This is a genomic window from Acetobacterium sp. K1/6 (assembly GCF_034438075.1).
In the GTDB taxonomy this organism is placed as follows: Bacteria; Bacillota; Clostridia; order Eubacteriales; family Eubacteriaceae; genus Acetobacterium; species Acetobacterium carbinolicum.
Genome location: NZ_JAXQGA010000004.1, coordinates 211,833 through 228,449 on the forward strand (window position 1 = coordinate 211,833; position 16,617 = coordinate 228,449).

Genomic DNA, 16,617 nt, shown 5'->3' on the forward strand with positions numbered 1-16,617 from the left:
TTCACTTTAAAAATAAACTTGGTCTTTATACTATCCTCTCTGTCAAGCACAATATTTGACTTACGGTTTCTCATTCTATTTGGTATTTTTCACAGCGCCAGATTATTAAATTGGCTGTTATATAAATCAGCATAAAACGTATCAGCGGCCAGCAATTCCTGATGGGTTCCCTTTTCAACGATGGTGCCGTTTTTCATTACCAGAATCAGGTCCGCTGACTTGATGGTCGAAAGCCGGTGGGCAATGACAAAGCTGGTTTTTCCCTTCATACTTGAAAGCATCGCTTTCTGCACCTGCAATTCGGTTTTGGTGTCAACACTGGAGGTCGCTTCATCCAAGATCATCAGGGCGGGATTGGCCAGCATCGCTCGGGCAATGGTCAGGAGCTGCATTTGCCCCTGGGAAACAGTTCCTTCTTCATTGGAGATCACCGTATCATAGCCCTCTGACAAGGTCCGGATAAAATGGTCGCATCGGGCTGCCTTGGCTACCTGGATAATCTCTTCCCGGGTAGCATCCATCTTCCCATAAGCGATGTTCTCTGCAATGGTACCTTTAAAAAGCCAGGTATCCTGAAGCACCATTCCCACCATCCGCCGGAGCCCGCTTTTGGACAGTTCTTTAATATCAATTCCATCGACTTTTATCGTGCCGCCATCCAGTTCGTAAAAACGCATCAGTAGATTAACCAGGGTCGTTTTCCCGGCACCGGTGGGCCCGACAATGGCCACCATCTCGTTGGGTCTGACGGTAAAGCTGACATCTTCCATTAACGATTCACCAGGATGATAACCAAAACGGACATGTTCAAATACCACGGCACCTTCCGGTACTACAATCTGTTTTGGCGTGGTGATTTCAGGTACCTCTTCAGGCTCGTCCAGAAATTCAAAAACCCGTTCCGCTGATGCCAGGGCCGCCTGCATCGAATTGATAAAATAAGAAGATTGAGTAATGGGATCAGCAATCTGATTGACATACTGCAAAAAGGCCTGTACTGTCCCGATGGTCATCGTGCCATTAATGGCAAAAACACCTCCGACAATGGCGGTCGTCACAAAACTGAGTTGAGTCAGAAAGCGGATTGCCGGATAGATGGCATAAATCACAAATTGTGATTTTTTGTTGGCCTGGTACTGCCGATCACTCAACTCCCGCTCGGTTTTAATAACCTGCTCCTGCTGATTAAAGCTTTTGATAATCAGGTTTCCACTATAATATTCTTCGATTTTTCCGTTTAATTCCCCTAAAACCTTCTGATTTTCATAGAAAATTGCCAGCGTTTTACCCGAAATCCACTTTGTCGCAAAAACGCTCAGGGACATGGTGGCAATGATGATCACCGCCATGACGGGATTTAGAACAAACATAATGACAATGCTAAAGACAAGGTTGCAGAGTGCATTGGCAAACTGCAGGGCCCCGGTTTTTAAAATCTCGGCAATCTTATCCGGATCATTGGTGGTTCGGCTTAAAATTTCTCCCGTTTCATTGGCATCATAATAATGAAGCGGCAGCCTGGTGATCTTTTCGCTTATTTTCTCCCGCAGCGATAAGGCCAGCTTTTCACCCACACTGGCCATGGTATATTCCTGAAGAAAGGAAAATACTGCGCCAATCAGATACGCCATCGCTAACATGAGTAGCAGTATTCCCAGGATCCCAGCCAGCTTGTCAAAACTGCCGCCAATGCCGTAATCACTAATGGCTTGAATCAGTTGATCCAGAGCTTTTCCCATGATGATGGGGGTGAAGGCAAAGAGCCCGTTGCTAACCACGGCCGCCAACAGAATGATCAACAAGGCCCCTTTTTGTTTTAGCAACAGCCCCATTAATCGTTTAGCCGATGCCTTTGAATTTTTGGGTATATCCGCCATCTCGGAGAGGTCTTCCTTTTCAAGCAGGCCTTCGGTATTAAGCGCTTGCTTCTTTTCCTTTTGTGGTTTTTTTCGCTGTTTTTTCATAAACTGTCAGCCTCCGTTTCGCTGAGCTGAGACGCGACGATTTCCTGATAAACAAGGCAGGTTTTCATCAGTTCACCATGCCGTCCGATGCCGGCCATCCGGCCAGCATCCAGTACGATAATCTGATCGGCATCCATAATGGTGCTGACCCGTTGGGCCACGATCACCATCGCTGCGTCTGCCATCTCTTTTTTCAGTGCTCTTCTGAGGGCGGCATCGGTTTTAAAGTCCAGTGCTGAAAAGCTGTCATCAAAAATATACACCGGTGCTTTTTTTACCAGGGCCCGGGCAATGCACAGCCGTTGCTTCTGGCCGCCGGAAAAATTGGTGCCACCCTGGGCCACCAGACTTTGATAACCTTCTGCCAGCTCGGTAACGAAGTCATCGGCCTGGGCGATCCGGGCAGCCTGTTCCAATTCTGCCGGGGTTGCCTGGCTGTTTCCCATCCGCAGATTGTCGGCAATCGTCCCACTAAAGAGAATCGCCTTTTGGGGTACATAGCTGATGCTTTCCCTAAGCTCGTGCTGGGTCATCTGACGGATATCCGCCCCCTCCAGAGTGATCGTTCCACTGGCTACATCGTAAAGTCGCAGCATCAAACTGGCAATGGTACTCTTGCCCGACCCGGTCCCGCCGATAATCGCAGTGGTTTTACCCTGCTCACAAGAAAAGCTAATGCCTTCTAAAACGGACTCCTCAGCACCCCGATAGGAGAAACTGACCTGATCAAAGACCAGCTTTTGAGGGCTAGCCGGGTTTCGTAAGGCCAGAGGTTGTTTTTCATCCTCAATTTCCGGGATCGTATCGAGTACCTCCTGGGTGCGATCCAGACAGGCCTTCATTTTCGGCAACATCACCATCACCATTGACGACATGATCAGTGCGATCAACAAAAGGATGGTATATTCTGAAACGGCGGTAATACCGCCAACCTGAATTTCGCCATTGAGCACCAGAAAACTGCCAAACCACAACACCGCTACCATGCTGATCCCGACAACTGACCAGATCAGTGGACTAAACACTGCAAAAGTCTTATTCAGGCGAATCACATTGTCAGCATAATCTAAAAAAGCTTCGTTGGTTCGTTTTCGTTCAAATTGCGAATTGTCAAAGGCCCGGATCACCCGAACCCCGGTAATCGCTTCACCCATGATTCGATTAATAACGTCCAACCGTTTTTGGATGGTTTTAGAGATCGGGGTAGCTTTAATAAAGATAACATAGATGGCCAGCATAAAAACTACCATTGCAATGATGGGAATTGGCACCAGAGATGGACTGACTTCGATGGTCATGATAATGGCTGTTACCGCGATAATCGGTGCCGGCAAAATCATTTGGGCAAACATAATCACGCTCTGCTGAATAACTGTAATATCACCCGTTGCCCGGGTAATCATCGAAGCGGTACTAAACTGATTAAAATCACGAATTGATAAGACTTGAGTTTTATCAAAAATTCGATCGCGCAGGTATTTTCCTGAAAGTGCGGCCAAATCGGCGCTCAGGTAGCTGGCCAATAAAGAAATCAGGCCCGATAATCCCACTGCCGCCAGCATCTGTAAGCCCAATATCACAATCGCCATCAGATCTTTTTTAAGAATCCCGTCGTCAATGATTTTGGCCGCAAAAAAGGGTACCGCCAACATACTAAAGGACTGGATCACCGTGGCCAGAATAATTAAAAACAGCATCATTTTTTTTTCTTTTAAAAATTGGATTAAATAGGTCATTGATCATCCCTCCCTTATTGCTGTTTACTGTTTTGTATCGCTATCTTTAGCATAAGCAATACCGTGTCTCAACAGTCAAATTTTTTATATCCTTTTAAAGTAACAATTTTGTTTAAAAAATCTCATTTTTATGTTTCAAACCGTATCGCCTACTCGAAAGATAGGCACCTAAGACCAACTTATACGGATGCCAGTCATCTTTAATCGATAACTTCATGACATCCGTCTTTCCTAAGGGTCAGAGAGGATATTATGATCCTGTAAATCAACTTATTTGACAATACCCGAGAGTGCCGTTTCATAATGCTTTCGGCTTTCTGGTTGCATCGCATTATCCAGGCGCAAAAGGACATTTCCGGTCTGATAGGTTAACCCAGCCACATCAGAAAAAACACTCAGATAATCAAAGCGCTGCTTCGCTACCGTATAATCCTGATAAACTTCGACTGATCCACCCAAGGGTTCACTCTGATTTTCTGCCTGTTCAATGGACGTATCTTCAAAGCGGGCCGCCTGGGCCAATTGTAGATTCGGTTGTTTCAATAAGCCACTTGCATAAACAGGATCAGTATAAACGACCACTTCCCCAATCGGTTGGCCCGCTTCTTTTAGCTGCTCAATGATTTCCTGCGGTGACAGGGTGCAAAAAATTTGCGCATCCTGCTTTTCTTTTTCTTTCTGACTTTTAGCCGCTAAAATAAAATCCTCAAAGCTGAATCGCTCGACCTTTTTATATTGGCTATCATAAGCGGTTTTTCCTTCTCCGGAATCCGAAAAAAGATAGAGGGTTTGTTCCTCTATTTTAAACCGAATCCGCCTTTCTGGCGTATCGATATCATCTAAACGCAACACCAGGGTGTTTTTATCATTATGCCACTCACCTTCTGATATCGTCAGCTTTCCATCATAACCATTATAAAAGCTCACGGTACCATTTTCGTTAAAGACATATCCTGTCATTGCCGTATCATTTAACGCCCCTTCGCGGGGCACCAATTCCCAATTACCAGTGAGGGTATCCTTGGCACAACTCGATAGTACCAACAGAGCACAAACCAGAAACAGGAGTGTCATCATCCATTTAGTGTTTTTTCTTGACTGCTTCTTTTTTCTTTCTGACATACTTTTCCTCCGTATGTAAAAGAAAAACAAAGAGGGAATCATTCTTATTCGTCTCTTTATTTCACTTACTGCCTTATTTTATTGCAAAAAAGACCGCAAAATTCAGATATTTGAAGATGCAGTCCGCTTTCGAAAATCCTTCACTAAGAAGCCAGGCCAGTTGATCATTAAGCGGTGTAGTTTGATCAAAAGAGGTGCGGTGATAATAGGCGGCCAGTTCTTCTTCAGTAACATCACTTTTTCTAACAAAATCATGCCAAATACCAATGATCTGCTCTTCAAGTTCCGGATCAGGGCTCAATACCTGATCGGCATTGACGAAGATGCCATTTTGAGTAAGACTTGAAAAACAGTTTTTAAAAAGCTTTTTCTTCTTATCATCTTCCAGATGGTGGATGGATAAGGCTGATACAATGGCATCATATTTTTCGTCGAAGGTGTGACTGGTATAATCATCGGCAATATAGTGCATCTGATCCCGCCCCTCAAAACGTTGCTTAGCCAGATCAAGCATGTTCTGGGCTTGATCAATCAGGGTGATCTGAGCCTTAGGGTAAGCTGCCAGCACAAAGGCTGACATCAGCCCCGTCCCCGCCCCAAGATCAAGTACCTTCGGCGTATCAGTATCAAAGTTTAATAGATCGATAGCCGATTGATAAAAAGTATCATATAGGGGAATGAAATGCCGCCGGTTAGCATCATAATCTTGACTATATTGGTTAAAAACGTCTTTTAAATGCATTGTTTATCCTCTTTTCGTTGTCATTGATTGTCTGGTACCACCGATTTTCTTGACCTTATACCAATCGATCAAGGGCATTGTTTGGATTTGCGTTACTCTCTGCCAAACCATCATTTTCCTGTTTACCTACTTTTGCTGCCGCTCCCCACGCCGCATTATAAATCGAGCACATTTCCATTTGACGACCCGTTTCTGCCTTTGTACCAAACATTGTCCAACCGCCGTTTGAATAGCTTGCAACCATTTCGCCATTGCCATCATAAAACTCAGCGTATTCTACACAATCCGATTCTTTTTGATACTTTATTTTTCCTTCAAAGAGTAAAGCAATCCAATCAATCGGTTTTAAAATATCCAGGTCATTTTTCGAACCTTTTTTTAATGCTTCCTTTAAACCTTGCGTAATAATTCGATTCCGATCTGGGGATACTTCCGAAACATAACTTTTGGCCAATTTGTTAAATCCCGCTGATTCATTCTGAAATTTTCCAGCTTGCTGATCCTTAATTGCTTGTGCTATTATTGCCTGCTCATATTCAGAATCACTCGTTCCTGATTGCTTTTTTGTATTGACATGGACATCCGTAAAATCCGGCAAACGAACCCCAGCAATTTTTGCTGTTCCAGAGAATACCCGATTCTGAGTCGCATAATTATTATTGGTAACATACATGATAGATCCTCCTTATTATTTACCTAAACTCTTTTTATTTATTGTAAACCCAATCATCTTTTTATGCAAATTTTATCAACCGTATTTGAAAGTGATCTAGTCACTGAATAAATATCTCCCTTGACTATAATCAATACAAGAGAACTAAAAAACGATCTTGCCGACACAACACAACCTTTCATAAATGGATGCGTGCTCTACTCTTACTGTTTTGCATAGAGGTAAAAACAAAAAATTTAAAGGAGAATAATCAAATGGCTGTTGCAGATCAAGTTTTTGGGTATTTTATGCCTGTCGTGAATTTAATGGGACCCGGTGCAGTAAAAGAAGTTGGCGAACAGGCAAAAGGTCTTGGTGCAAAAAAAGCGTTAATTGTAACCGATGAAGGCATGACAAAAATGGGCGTGGCGGATCAGGTCAAAGATATTATTGAGGCTTCTGGACTGAAGGTCGTTATTTTTTCAGGTGCCCAGCCAAATCCAACTGATCTTAATGTTGCTGATGGTTTAAAGGTCTTTACCAAACAAAAATGTGATTTAATTGTATCCTTAGGTGGTGGCTCCTCACATGACTGTGCAAAAGGAATCGGCCTAGTTGCCAGCAACGGCGGCAACATCCGTGATTTTGAAGGCGTAAATAAAAGCACCAAACCAATGACCCCACTCATTGCCATTAATACTACCGCTGGTACCGCCAGTGAAATGACACGTTTTTGTATTATAACAAACTCGGAAACCCACGTTAAAATGGCCATTGTTGACTGGAGAGCGACTCCAACCGTTTCAATTAATGACCCCGTTCTTATGATGGGTATGCCAGCTGGTTTAACCGCCGCAACCGGAATGGACGCCTTAACACATTCGGTTGAAGCGTATATGTCAACCATTGCTACCCCAATAACTGACGCTGCCGCATTAATGTCGATGAAACTCATCGGCGAAAACCTTCGTCAGGCTGTCGCCAACGGCCAAAACTTTGAAGCCCGAAACAATATGGCCTATGCACAGTTTTTAGGCGGCATGGCATTTAATAATGCCAGCTTAGGTTACGTACACGGAATGGCACATCAACTGGGCGGCTTTTATGATCTCCCTCACGGTGTATGCAACGCCATCTTGCTCCCCCATGTTCTTAAATACAACCTAAACAGCAATCCCAAACGCCTCAGCGATATTGCAGTTGCTTTAGGCGAAAACATTCATGGTCTTTCTGTCCGAGATGCCGCTGAAAAAGGGGTGCACGCCATTATTCAGCTTTCACAAGATGTTGGAATTCCAACCGGCTTGACCGAGCTTGGAGTCAATGAAAAGGATTTCGAGCTTATGGCTAAAAATGCCATGAAAGATGCCTGTAGCGGAACCAATCCAAGAACCGCAAAACTAGAGGATGTCATTCAGATCTTTAAAGATGCGATGTAATTGTCGCACCCTTGATACCGACAAACAATTATAACAAAGAACACCTTTATTCCAGATAAAAAAAAGAAGAACGCTAAGAAAAATTTTCTCAAACTATCAAAGAACCCGGTTTTCAAATTGAAAATCGGGTTCTTTTCGTGATCAACAAACTTGACATGGGCATCATAACATGGGGATGTTTTGTTCGTCATGTTATCCAGGCCGATTAGTCATCATCTTCTTCCCCAAACCATTCAATTTCAGATGACTTCTCCAATAGATAATCGCCATTTTTATTAAATTAACTTGACCTGTCTGGGTCATGGTGATAAATTCTAATTATAAAATTAGCGGTAGTTGGGGAAGTGTCTTAGGCTTTGTTTTGGCGTTTGTACATTCTGCAATTACCAGAAAAAATATTGGAGGTTTTCCCATGGAATGGAGTCAGTATTTTGAACAGGATCATGAGCCAACACTCGCCGAGATGATCAGTTTCGTCAATAATCCTCTCTGGATTGCTTTGCAAAGCTTTATTGAAGCCACCTATCACATCAAACCGATCATGAATTACAGCCGCTGTTCCGCTCAGCGTGGCTGGAATCTGAAGTACCGGAAAAGCAGCAAATCCCTTTGTGTGCTCTATCCAATGGATGGTTATTTTATCGCACTGGTGGTGATAGGAAATAAAGAACTCACTGAAGCTGAAGCGTATCTTCCCCAGGCCAGCCCTGAAATTCAAGAGCTATTTGCCCGAACACCTTTTGCTGCCGGGGGCCGATGGCTGATGATTCCCGTGACCTCTGAACGAATTCTGGAAGATGCAAAAAATCTGATTCAAATCCGGGTCCAGCCCAGACCGTGATGGCTTCATTTGTCTATCCTGATGGGTATCCCTTAATCGCTAAAGAACCACAAAAAAAAACAGCCGAGCGGCTGCGTTATCACTTTTTATTAATTTTTACTAATTTTTTAAATGGCGGAGAGAGAGGGATTCGAACCCTCGGTACGCTTACACGTACACACGCTTTCCAGGCGTGCTCCTTCGACCACTCAGACATCTCTCCTCAGGTAGAACAAAAAACGATTCAAATTTTTCATGCTTACTGATTATACGGCAGACCGAGATAAAAGTCAATCATTTCTTTGCACCTCCATTTTTTCGCCAATTGATATAAATCACCGGTTAAAGTTCTTAAAAGCGGCGCTTTCCCAATGGCAACCGCCGCTTTTTAGTGTTTGTTAATCTGTCAGTTTTCTAACCCGTATCTGCTTATCATTTGTAAATTTTTGTCACCAGAATGCCCAAAACCAACAGCAGACAAGAGCCGCCTAGCAGTATCAGGGTCCACAGATTATCATTTGTTGTTGTCGCACCATTGGGATTAAAGCGATTATTTTGCTGGCCGTCCGCATTGGCCGGGGTGGTTTGTCCCGCCCCGGTCTGATCCCCGGCAACAGTTGTTGATTCCGTGTCCGCTCCTGGTTGGTTGGCCGGTTTTTCCATTTCTACATCACCGTCGGATTGGTTTGGGGGTTGACCCTTGGCCGACTGCCGATTGATTTCTGTCGGTGTCTGACTTGTTACGTCGGCACTTGCTGTTGGATCTACACTTTGATCGGTCGGTACTGAGATACCCCTGGCCATCCCGCCGCCCATATTGCTACCCATTGCCGAAACTTCCAGACTGCTGGCATCGATTAGAGTAGCCGATTGGGCAGTCTGGCCGTCGGTGGTCGCGGGAATGCTGCCCTCCAACTGACCACTGATACTTTGTGCCCGAAGATCACAAAACTGTTTTAGTACCGAAACCCCTTCCTGATACTCTTGGTAGGTGCAAAAAGCTGTAGGGTCTTCTTTTACATATTCGGAGATCAGAGCCACGGCGGCATCGATGGTCTCACTACATTGACCGCTGTCAAAGTAACCGGAGATAAATTCTGCAAAATACTGATGATATTGCGCCAGGTATTCTTCATTCGAGAGCAGTTGATTAAGCAGCGGCCGCTCTTCCATAGTGGTGCCGGATACCGGGGTATCGATGGGATAATTCACCAAGGCTGTGGCTTCATCGGTACTGACCGCTGTTGCCGTCATGTTGCCGCCACCCATTCCACCCATGAAGTTACTAAAAGCCAGATTATAATCCCAGGGGATCACCGATAGCTGGCCATCCACTTCCCGGAGGTAATAATTGTGCTTCATACTGCCGGTATAGCTGTCAAAATTGTCGACAAAATTATGGACCACAAAGTACTTAAGCACCGCTTCCACATCCACCACTGCTTCTAAGTTTTCGCCGGCATTAAGCTGTTTGATGGCTTCAATCAGACGCTTTTTGTCACTGGTGGTAACATCAAAGACAGCCCCTGCCCAGATATTTTCATAACTGGACAAATCATCATCTGAATAAATCAAGGCCACATCATCACCTGAGAACCCACCCATGTTCCCCATCTGAGTCATATCTGGCATCTCGGTCATGTCTGGCATCTGGCTCATATCCACCATTTCCCGGTCCCCATCTGTTCCCTGGGGCATTTCCGGCATATTGGTCATGTCCGGCCTCTCGCCACCACCCATTTCTCCACCGCCGACTTGCATGCTGTCGGGTTTATAAATATTACTATCATCCGACCCGTAGTTTCGCTGGGCAAAAGCTTCTTCCACCCCTTCCACCGCCAGATAGAGTCCAAAGTACTCACCATTTATGGATACTTTCACAAAACTGGTCAGGGGTGCATCCACGCCCATATATTCCATCATGTCAAAGCAAAGATAATCCTTTAAATAGGTGTTGTCTGAGATAATATTGTTCAGGTTCAGCTTATCCAGTCCGTGATAACTCAGGCTATCGTTATACTTGTCAAAATCAATTTTAAAACTGTAACGCTCCGAATCGCTGGACGCCACACTAGACAGAGATGAATTCCCTTTTGGTCGGATGGCCACATTGCTCAAGGTTTCGCCATCAATGGTGACATCACAAATCTGATCGGCTTCATCGGTTGCATTTTCCTGAAGATTGTTCCAGTCTGCTTCGCTTATTACTACATCAATGGTGTGAACCTCGCTGTCATCAAATAATTTTGTCTCGTAGCTGAGATCAACACTGCTCCCGGCGGTAATCCCCACGCTTTCACCAAAATATGAAAAAACAATACCGATGATCAGGGTGATGATGCCAATGATTATGCAAATCCGTTCAATATTCTTGTGATCTGCCAATGCCGTCACCTCACTTAATTCATAAATTCGCCGTTATAACTGACCAGCACGGCATGGTTAACATGATCCATCTCAACCACGTCGTTGATAAAATCGGTGTTGTCATTTTTCAGCCGCACTTCAATATTCAGTTCAACGCCTTCTTTGGACACCGTTTTGTTTTTGATAATGCTCTTGGTAACGCTGTCGGCAATGAATTTTTTCACCGCCTCTTCGGCGTTCCGATCACTACAGTTAACCACCACAATATAAGGCAGCTCATTGGGTTTGCGATTGACAAACACCAGCAAGATAAGCCCAATCAGCACCGAGCCAAGAATAGCCAGGGGGATCATACCGGCTGATAACACAATCCCGGCGGCAATCGACCAGAAGACAAAGGCGATGTCCAGGGGTTCTTTAACGGCGGTTCGGAATCGGACGATCGAAAGCGCCCCAACCATCCCCAATGACAGCACCACATTACTGGTAATAGCCAACATCACAAAGGTGGTGATCATACATAGGGCGATCAGAGTGACCCCAAAACCGGATGAATACATGACCCCTTTATAGGTCTTTTTATGCACAAGATAAACAAACACACCGATGCCAAAGGCCAGAATCATCGCTATGGCAATATCGATCATCGATACCGATGTGACGTTTTCCAGAAAATTAGATTTGAAAATATCGTTAAATGTCATTTAGTTACTCCCTCTTAGTTTAATAATTTATCAGCTATAAATCCGGCTGGCCGCATATTTAGAAAAAGCCGTTTGCCGGCGGCCATCCAGTTGAATGATATTGGCAATAACCTCCGGGATAAACTGGTCGTACTTCACCTCCAGCAGAATCTGCTGATCCCCGGTGGCAACGGTGGGTAGATCGGGGTTGAACAAATCAGTACTGAACAAACCGGTGCGAATATCCCGGTCAATGGTGATCCGAACGTTTCCCGGCCTGTAAACAAAAGCCTCCCGATTATAATCGACAATGGTCTTGGGCCTAAGCTGTCCCGATTTCATTTTGGAGTAAAACTCCACCACCAGGGGCTCCTCACTTTTAGCCATCCAATCGGTGTCGTGGTCCAGGATGGCGGCGGCCTGATGTTTGGTGATCATAGCTTTGATCTTTAAACAAAGACCATTGATCTTGCTTTTCTTTTCCAAGTTGATAAAGTTAAAATCCTTGTTGTAACAGCGAATCCTGAATTTCTCCCGGCGATTGATCCCGCTGATCTTGTCCTGCAGGGCAACATCGCGGTAATTATCAAAATACAGACTGCGGATCTGGTATTTGCCATCTTCATTGGTGTTTAAATCCGGCTGCATCACTGCTTTTAATTTGCTGCGCAGAATCAGATAGTCTAAATAATTGATGTCATGTTTGTGTTCATGCCTAAATTGCATGGGGCACCTCCTTGTTTTGATTTAACACGTTCTTAACATTGCATATCATAGTTTTGTTAGCTTGAATAAAGATTGAACCAAGAATCTTTTAAGCCAGAGTTCAAGCTTGATTCAATGAATAATGCTATAATTGTTCTATTCAAGAGTGGAAGAGGTGTTGTTAAGAATGCGACTATTACTGGTAGAAGATGAATGGGGACTGGTGGAAGCCCTGAAAGCTATTTTTACAAAAGAAAACTATTGTGTGGATATTCGCATGGACGGTGAAAGCGGTCTGGATTATGCCCTGACGGGTATCTACGATCTGATTATTCTGGATATTATGTTGCCCCGGAAAGACGGCATGACGATTCTAAAGGAACTGCGGCAGGCTAAAATCAAAACTCCGGTTTTAATGCTGACCGCCAAAACCGAACTGGAGGATAAAATTGCCGGGTTGGATTGGGGCGCCGATGACTATCTGACCAAACCCTTTCAAACTGGTGAACTGCTGGCCCGGATTCGGGCTGTTACCCGACGAAAAGGTGAAGTGATCATCGACGATCCTCACTGGGGCGACTTAACCTTGCGGCAGAAGACCCGGGAGATTATTTGTGGTAGTGCTTCAGTAAAGCTTGGTTTAAAGGAGTTTTTGTTGTTGGAAACCCTGATGATCAACTCCCGTCAGATCGTTTCCAAGGAACAGCTCATCGAAAAGGTTTGGGGTTTTGACAACGAAGCTGAATATAACAATGTCGAAGTCTATATTTCGTTTCTGCGCAAAAAAATCAGTTTTGTGGGATCTCAGGTGCAGATCAAGGTTAACCGGGGTATCGGTTATTTTCTGGAAATGACGAAGTGAGTATAAACCGATATGATCAAAAAACTAAAAATTCGCTTTGTCGCCACCATTATGATTATTTTGTCTCTGGTTTTTTTATTGATTATTGGCTCAATCAACTATTTCAACTACCAGTCCAGTGAACGTCAAAGCATGACCCTGTTATCAGCCCTGGCCGAAAATGATGGGATGGCTCCTCGTGAGACCCCGATGGTACCCGGAGATCATCTCCCCCCGGATGTATTTGAACGGGAAAAAACCTTTTCGGTTAAGGTTAACCCGGCTACTAACCTCTTTTCTGTCAACGGCAGCACCAATACCAGTCTGGAATCCGCAGAAGTCCTGGAGCTGGCAAATCAGATGCTTAATAAGAACAAAGCTTCCGGCACCCTGAGCGGTTATCGGTATCTGATTGTTGAAAAACCCTATGGTCAATTGCTGGTCTTTGTCGATCAGCGAATTTCCAATGCCCTGGCGGACCGACTTCTGAGCACCTCGCTGATCATTGGCAGTATAACCCTGTTTGTGCTTTTCTTTGTTTCGCTTTTTCTGGCCAACCTGATGGTCAAACCGGTAGAGGAAGCCTTTGAAAAACAGAAGCGCTTTATTTCCGATGCCAGTCATGAACTAAAAACCCCGCTCTCAGTCATCAGTGTCAATGCCGATGTCCTGGAAGGGGACATTGGCGCAAACAAGTATCTTTCTCACATTCAATCCGAGTCAATCCGGATGAATACCCTGGTGAATAGTCTTCTCACCCTGGCCCGACTGGACTCCAGCAAACCCATCGGTGTTTATTCACCTTTTGATTTAAGCAACGCCGTGGAAAGCATTGCCTTAACCTTTGAAAGCATCGCTTTTGAGGAACACAAAAACTACACCCTTAAGATTACAGACGGTATTTCCTATCTGGGTGATGCGAATAAAATCAAACAGGTCGTTGCCATCCTGATTGACAATGCCATTAAAAATGCCGACGATGACGGGCTTGTTGAACTCATCCTTAAGCGAGTTGGTGATACGATTCATCTTGAAGTGTTCAATACCGGTGCCGGTATTCCCGAAGATCAGCAGGATAAAATTTTTCAGCGTTTCTACCGCTACGATGCGTCCCGTTCCAAGGCCACCGGGGGCTATGGGCTGGGACTGGCCATTGCTAAATCGATTGTTGACGAACATCAGGCAACGATTCGGGTAAACAGCGAGGTTGGTTCCTGGGTTCGGTTTACTGTCATCCTCTAAACGATCTGCCCCTAAAAAAGAGCGTTTAAAAAGCCATCCGGGTTTTAACTCCGATGGCTTTTTACTCTTTTAACTGAAATGAATAAAACAGAATAACTGGGCTATACTAACTGGGAATATTTTTAATCATATTGATAAATTCCCGTTTGATTTCCGGATCAAAACGCCCCTCGATTTTTTCCAGATGGATCAGTGGATGTTGATTCTTCTCCAGGGCTTCCCCTTCTTTTGCAGAGAGCAACCGGTCATAATAATTGGCAACCGCAACCACCCTTGCCAAAAAAGGGATTTCTTCCCCTTTCAGCCCTTTAGGATAGCCACTGCCGTCCCATCTTTCATGATGGTGGAGTACCGCATCGGCCAGGGACATGGTATCATCAAAGGCATTAAGAATCCGATACCCCATAATCGGGTGCTTCTTGATTTCAGATATTTCTTCCGCGGTGCGCTCACTATTTTCCTCCAACAAATCTTTATGCAAAACAATCTTGCCGATATCATGGAAATAACCGGCCAATTTCATCCGTCTGATTTTTACATGAGGAAGTTCCATGGTCACACCCAAATCATGACACCATTGACTAACCCGCTGGGCATGTTCTTCTTCCTGGGGGCAGTCACTTTGCAGGGTTGTAATGATCGAATCCAGGGTTGAACTTTTAAAGTCATCCCGTTCTAAAATCTTAGCGGCATACATTTTTTCTTCGGCGGAATCCAGACACTCCATGATACTCTGATCCATTGATGTTTTAACATCACAGCCCAGGGAAATATTTCCTTTGATAACCTGTACCCCATCTCGGGCAAACTCGGTTTTAATCCGCTTTTTAATCTGTTTTGCCTGCTCAACGGTGGTTTTAGGCAGTAGGATAACAAATTCATCTCCACCCCACCGGGCGATAATATCATCCGCCCGACAGGTCCTGCGCATCACTTCGGCAATTTTTTTAAGAAATACATCGCCATGGGCGTGACCAAAAATATCATTGGTCAATTTTAAACCGTTCACATCGCCCATGATAATCGAAATCGGCAGGTTTTTTTCAATATCCAGCCGCAATAACTCTTCTTCCAGAAAGCGGCGGTTATAAAGTCCGGTCAGGGCGTCATGAAAGCTTAAATATTCAATTTCTTTGCGCTGCTCATTTTTCTCCGAAACATCACGAAATACTAAAACAATGCCAACGGTTTCGCCCTTTTCGTTCTTGATTGGCGCGGCACTATCTTCCAGATGAAAGACCGAGCCGTCTTTTGCCGTTAACACCGCATGGTTTCTCAACTCCTGGGTCTGATCGGTTTTCATTGCCGTAAAAATAGGGTCAATAATCTCCTGGCGGTGGTCTTCATGGGACAAAACAAAAACCTCGGTATAGTGTTTTCCCCGGGCTTCTTCATTGGCCCAACCGGTCAGCTGCTGAGCCACCTGATTGAGCATTTCTATCTTGCCGGCGGGATCGACCACCATTACGCCATCCCCGATCGAGATCAGGGTCTGAAAGTATTTGCTGCGCTCTTCAAACAGTTTTCTTTGCATAATCCGTCTTTCCAGATTGCTCAATACACCGTTCATCAGCACCGTCATTTCATCCACATCATTATCATCATAGCGGTCTTCTTTACCAGCGAAGCCAACGGTGGCTTTGATTTTTTCATCAATAAAAATGGGAATGGCGATAAAATTACCGGCAATTTTCTGACCCCCGGGAAATTCCTGTCCGGCTGATGGCTCAACAACCGCGATGTTTAAAATAATGGGTTTTCTCTGACGAACCGCTTCACCCCATACCCCCGCTTCTTCTAATCGATAGATTAGCTTTGGCACTTCCACCTCTTTGATCATTCCTTTTGACCAGGTCTTTAGAGTGAATTCCTGTTTTTTTTCATTATAAAAGCAGATATAACCAACCTTACTTACCGTCAGTTTCAGGGCTTCGTGTAAAACGTAATCCAGTTGCTTTTTTTCATTTCTGAAATTTTTACTCAATACATTAACCAGAATCTTATTTCGAAAAAGCATTTTCTCCTGCTTTTTGATCAGTTTTTCTTGATCTGTTTTACCTCGGCTATCCTTGCTGCTTCTCGTCTTTTCATTCGATTTCTGCAATTTTTTATTACTTCGAACTAATAACACAGCAAGTGTTCCCACTGCACTAAATAGTCCCAGTATCAATAGCATACTCGCCGCTGCTGGTTCCATTCTTTTATCTCCTTTTCCAACCTGTTTACCCATGCTTTGAGCCCTAAAGAAGCGGTAAAATGATCATTTTTCATTTGTAATGGTTTACTTTTTGTTCTTAATTTCAT

General features: G+C 44.4%; 13 protein-coding genes and 1 tRNA gene. 4 read left to right on the plus strand and 10 right to left on the minus strand.

The features are described 5' to 3' along the window. Positions 1-89 precede the first annotated feature (89 nt). The 5 genes from U2P91_RS05275 to U2P91_RS05295 form a co-directional block, all read right to left on the minus strand. On the minus strand, positions 90-1,964 hold the full coding sequence (locus U2P91_RS05275) for an ABC transporter ATP-binding protein (protein ID WP_322519209.1): 1,875 nt from the start codon (positions 1,962-1,964) through the stop codon (positions 90-92). Then, a complete protein-coding gene (locus U2P91_RS05280; protein WP_322519210.1) occupies positions 1,961-3,700 on the minus strand; it encodes an ABC transporter ATP-binding protein in 1,740 nt (579 codons plus the stop codon). The genes U2P91_RS05275 and U2P91_RS05280 overlap by 4 nt, the downstream gene beginning before the upstream one ends. Positions 3,701-3,970: 270 nt before the next feature. After that, positions 3,971-4,822: a hypothetical protein gene (locus U2P91_RS05285; protein WP_322519211.1), complete on the minus strand. Its 852-nt coding sequence runs from the start codon at positions 4,820-4,822 to the stop codon at positions 3,971-3,973. 73 nt (positions 4,823-4,895) lie between these two features. Further along, entirely contained in the window at positions 4,896-5,564 is a 669-nt protein-coding gene (locus tag U2P91_RS05290) for a class I SAM-dependent methyltransferase (protein ID WP_322519212.1), read from the minus strand. 55 nt (positions 5,565-5,619) lie between these two features. Continuing rightward, a complete protein-coding gene (locus U2P91_RS05295; RefSeq protein WP_322519213.1) occupies positions 5,620-6,237 on the minus strand; it encodes a hypothetical protein in 618 nt (205 codons plus the stop codon). Between the two features lie 254 nt (positions 6,238-6,491). Between U2P91_RS05295 and U2P91_RS05300 the strand changes: the two genes are divergently transcribed. Together U2P91_RS05300 and U2P91_RS05305 are read left to right on the plus strand one after the other, a co-directional pair. Next, positions 6,492-7,655, plus strand: coding sequence for an iron-containing alcohol dehydrogenase (locus tag U2P91_RS05300; RefSeq protein ID WP_322519214.1), 1,164 nt, complete (start codon positions 6,492-6,494; stop codon positions 7,653-7,655). 412 nt (positions 7,656-8,067) lie between these two features. Beyond that, positions 8,068-8,496: a DUF3788 domain-containing protein gene (locus tag U2P91_RS05305; RefSeq protein ID WP_322519215.1), complete on the plus strand. Its 429-nt coding sequence runs from the start codon at positions 8,068-8,070 to the stop codon at positions 8,494-8,496. 112 nt (positions 8,497-8,608) lie between these two features. Here the strand turns inward: U2P91_RS05305 and U2P91_RS05310 are convergent. The 4 genes from U2P91_RS05310 to U2P91_RS05325 form a co-directional block, all read right to left on the minus strand. After that, positions 8,609-8,698 (minus strand) — tRNA-Ser (locus U2P91_RS05310). A gap of 209 nt (positions 8,699-8,907) precedes the next feature. Next, complete coding sequence (locus U2P91_RS05315) at positions 8,908-10,860, minus strand: CotH kinase family protein (RefSeq protein ID WP_322519216.1); 1,953 nt, start codon at positions 10,858-10,860, stop codon at positions 8,908-8,910. 14 nt (positions 10,861-10,874) lie between these two features. Continuing rightward, entirely contained in the window at positions 10,875-11,546 is a 672-nt protein-coding gene (locus tag U2P91_RS05320; RefSeq protein WP_322519217.1) for a DUF4956 domain-containing protein, read from the minus strand. 30 nt (positions 11,547-11,576) lie between these two features. Next, a complete protein-coding gene (locus U2P91_RS05325) occupies positions 11,577-12,251 on the minus strand; it encodes a polyphosphate polymerase domain-containing protein (RefSeq protein ID WP_322519218.1) in 675 nt (224 codons plus the stop codon). 166 nt (positions 12,252-12,417) lie between these two features. Between U2P91_RS05325 and U2P91_RS05330 the strand changes: the two genes are divergently transcribed. Then, the gene (locus U2P91_RS05330) at positions 12,418-13,092 is read left to right on the plus strand and encodes a response regulator transcription factor (RefSeq protein ID WP_111888449.1); all 675 of its coding nucleotides are present in this window, start codon (positions 12,418-12,420) and stop codon (positions 13,090-13,092) included. Between the two features lie 12 nt (positions 13,093-13,104). Next, complete coding sequence (locus U2P91_RS05335) at positions 13,105-14,313, plus strand: HAMP domain-containing sensor histidine kinase (RefSeq protein ID WP_322519219.1); 1,209 nt, start codon at positions 13,105-13,107, stop codon at positions 14,311-14,313. Positions 14,314-14,419: 106 nt separating this feature from the next. Here U2P91_RS05335 and U2P91_RS05340 read toward each other — a convergent pair whose 3' ends face one another. Next, the gene (locus tag U2P91_RS05340; RefSeq protein ID WP_322519220.1) at positions 14,420-16,510 is read right to left on the minus strand and encodes a diguanylate cyclase; all 2,091 of its coding nucleotides are present in this window, start codon (positions 16,508-16,510) and stop codon (positions 14,420-14,422) included. Between the last annotated feature and the right edge of the window lie 107 nt (positions 16,511-16,617).

Coding starts and splice junctions, on each gene's coding strand:
- U2P91_RS05275 (WP_322519209.1), bottom strand. CDS start 1,964: ATGAAAAAACAGCGAAAAAAACCACAAAAGGAAAAGAAGCAAGCGCTT.
- U2P91_RS05280 (WP_322519210.1), bottom strand. CDS start 3,700: ATGACCTATTTAATCCAATTTTTAAAAGAAAAAAAAATGATGCTGTTT.
- U2P91_RS05285 (WP_322519211.1), bottom strand. CDS start 4,822: ATGTCAGAAAGAAAAAAGAAGCAGTCAAGAAAAAACACTAAATGGATG.
- U2P91_RS05290 (WP_322519212.1), bottom strand. CDS start 5,564: ATGCATTTAAAAGACGTTTTTAACCAATATAGTCAAGATTATGATGCT.
- U2P91_RS05295 (WP_322519213.1), bottom strand. CDS start 6,237: ATGTATGTTACCAATAATAATTATGCGACTCAGAATCGGGTATTCTCT.
- U2P91_RS05300 (WP_322519214.1), top strand. CDS start 6,492: ATGGCTGTTGCAGATCAAGTTTTTGGGTATTTTATGCCTGTCGTGAAT.
- U2P91_RS05305 (WP_322519215.1), top strand. CDS start 8,068: ATGGAATGGAGTCAGTATTTTGAACAGGATCATGAGCCAACACTCGCC.
- U2P91_RS05320 (WP_322519217.1), bottom strand. CDS start 11,546: ATGACATTTAACGATATTTTCAAATCTAATTTTCTGGAAAACGTCACA.
- U2P91_RS05325 (WP_322519218.1), bottom strand. CDS start 12,251: ATGCAATTTAGGCATGAACACAAACATGACATCAATTATTTAGACTAT.
- U2P91_RS05330 (WP_111888449.1), top strand. CDS start 12,418: ATGCGACTATTACTGGTAGAAGATGAATGGGGACTGGTGGAAGCCCTG.
- U2P91_RS05335 (WP_322519219.1), top strand. CDS start 13,105: ATGATCAAAAAACTAAAAATTCGCTTTGTCGCCACCATTATGATTATT.
- U2P91_RS05340 (WP_322519220.1), bottom strand. CDS start 16,510: ATGGAACCAGCAGCGGCGAGTATGCTATTGATACTGGGACTATTTAGT.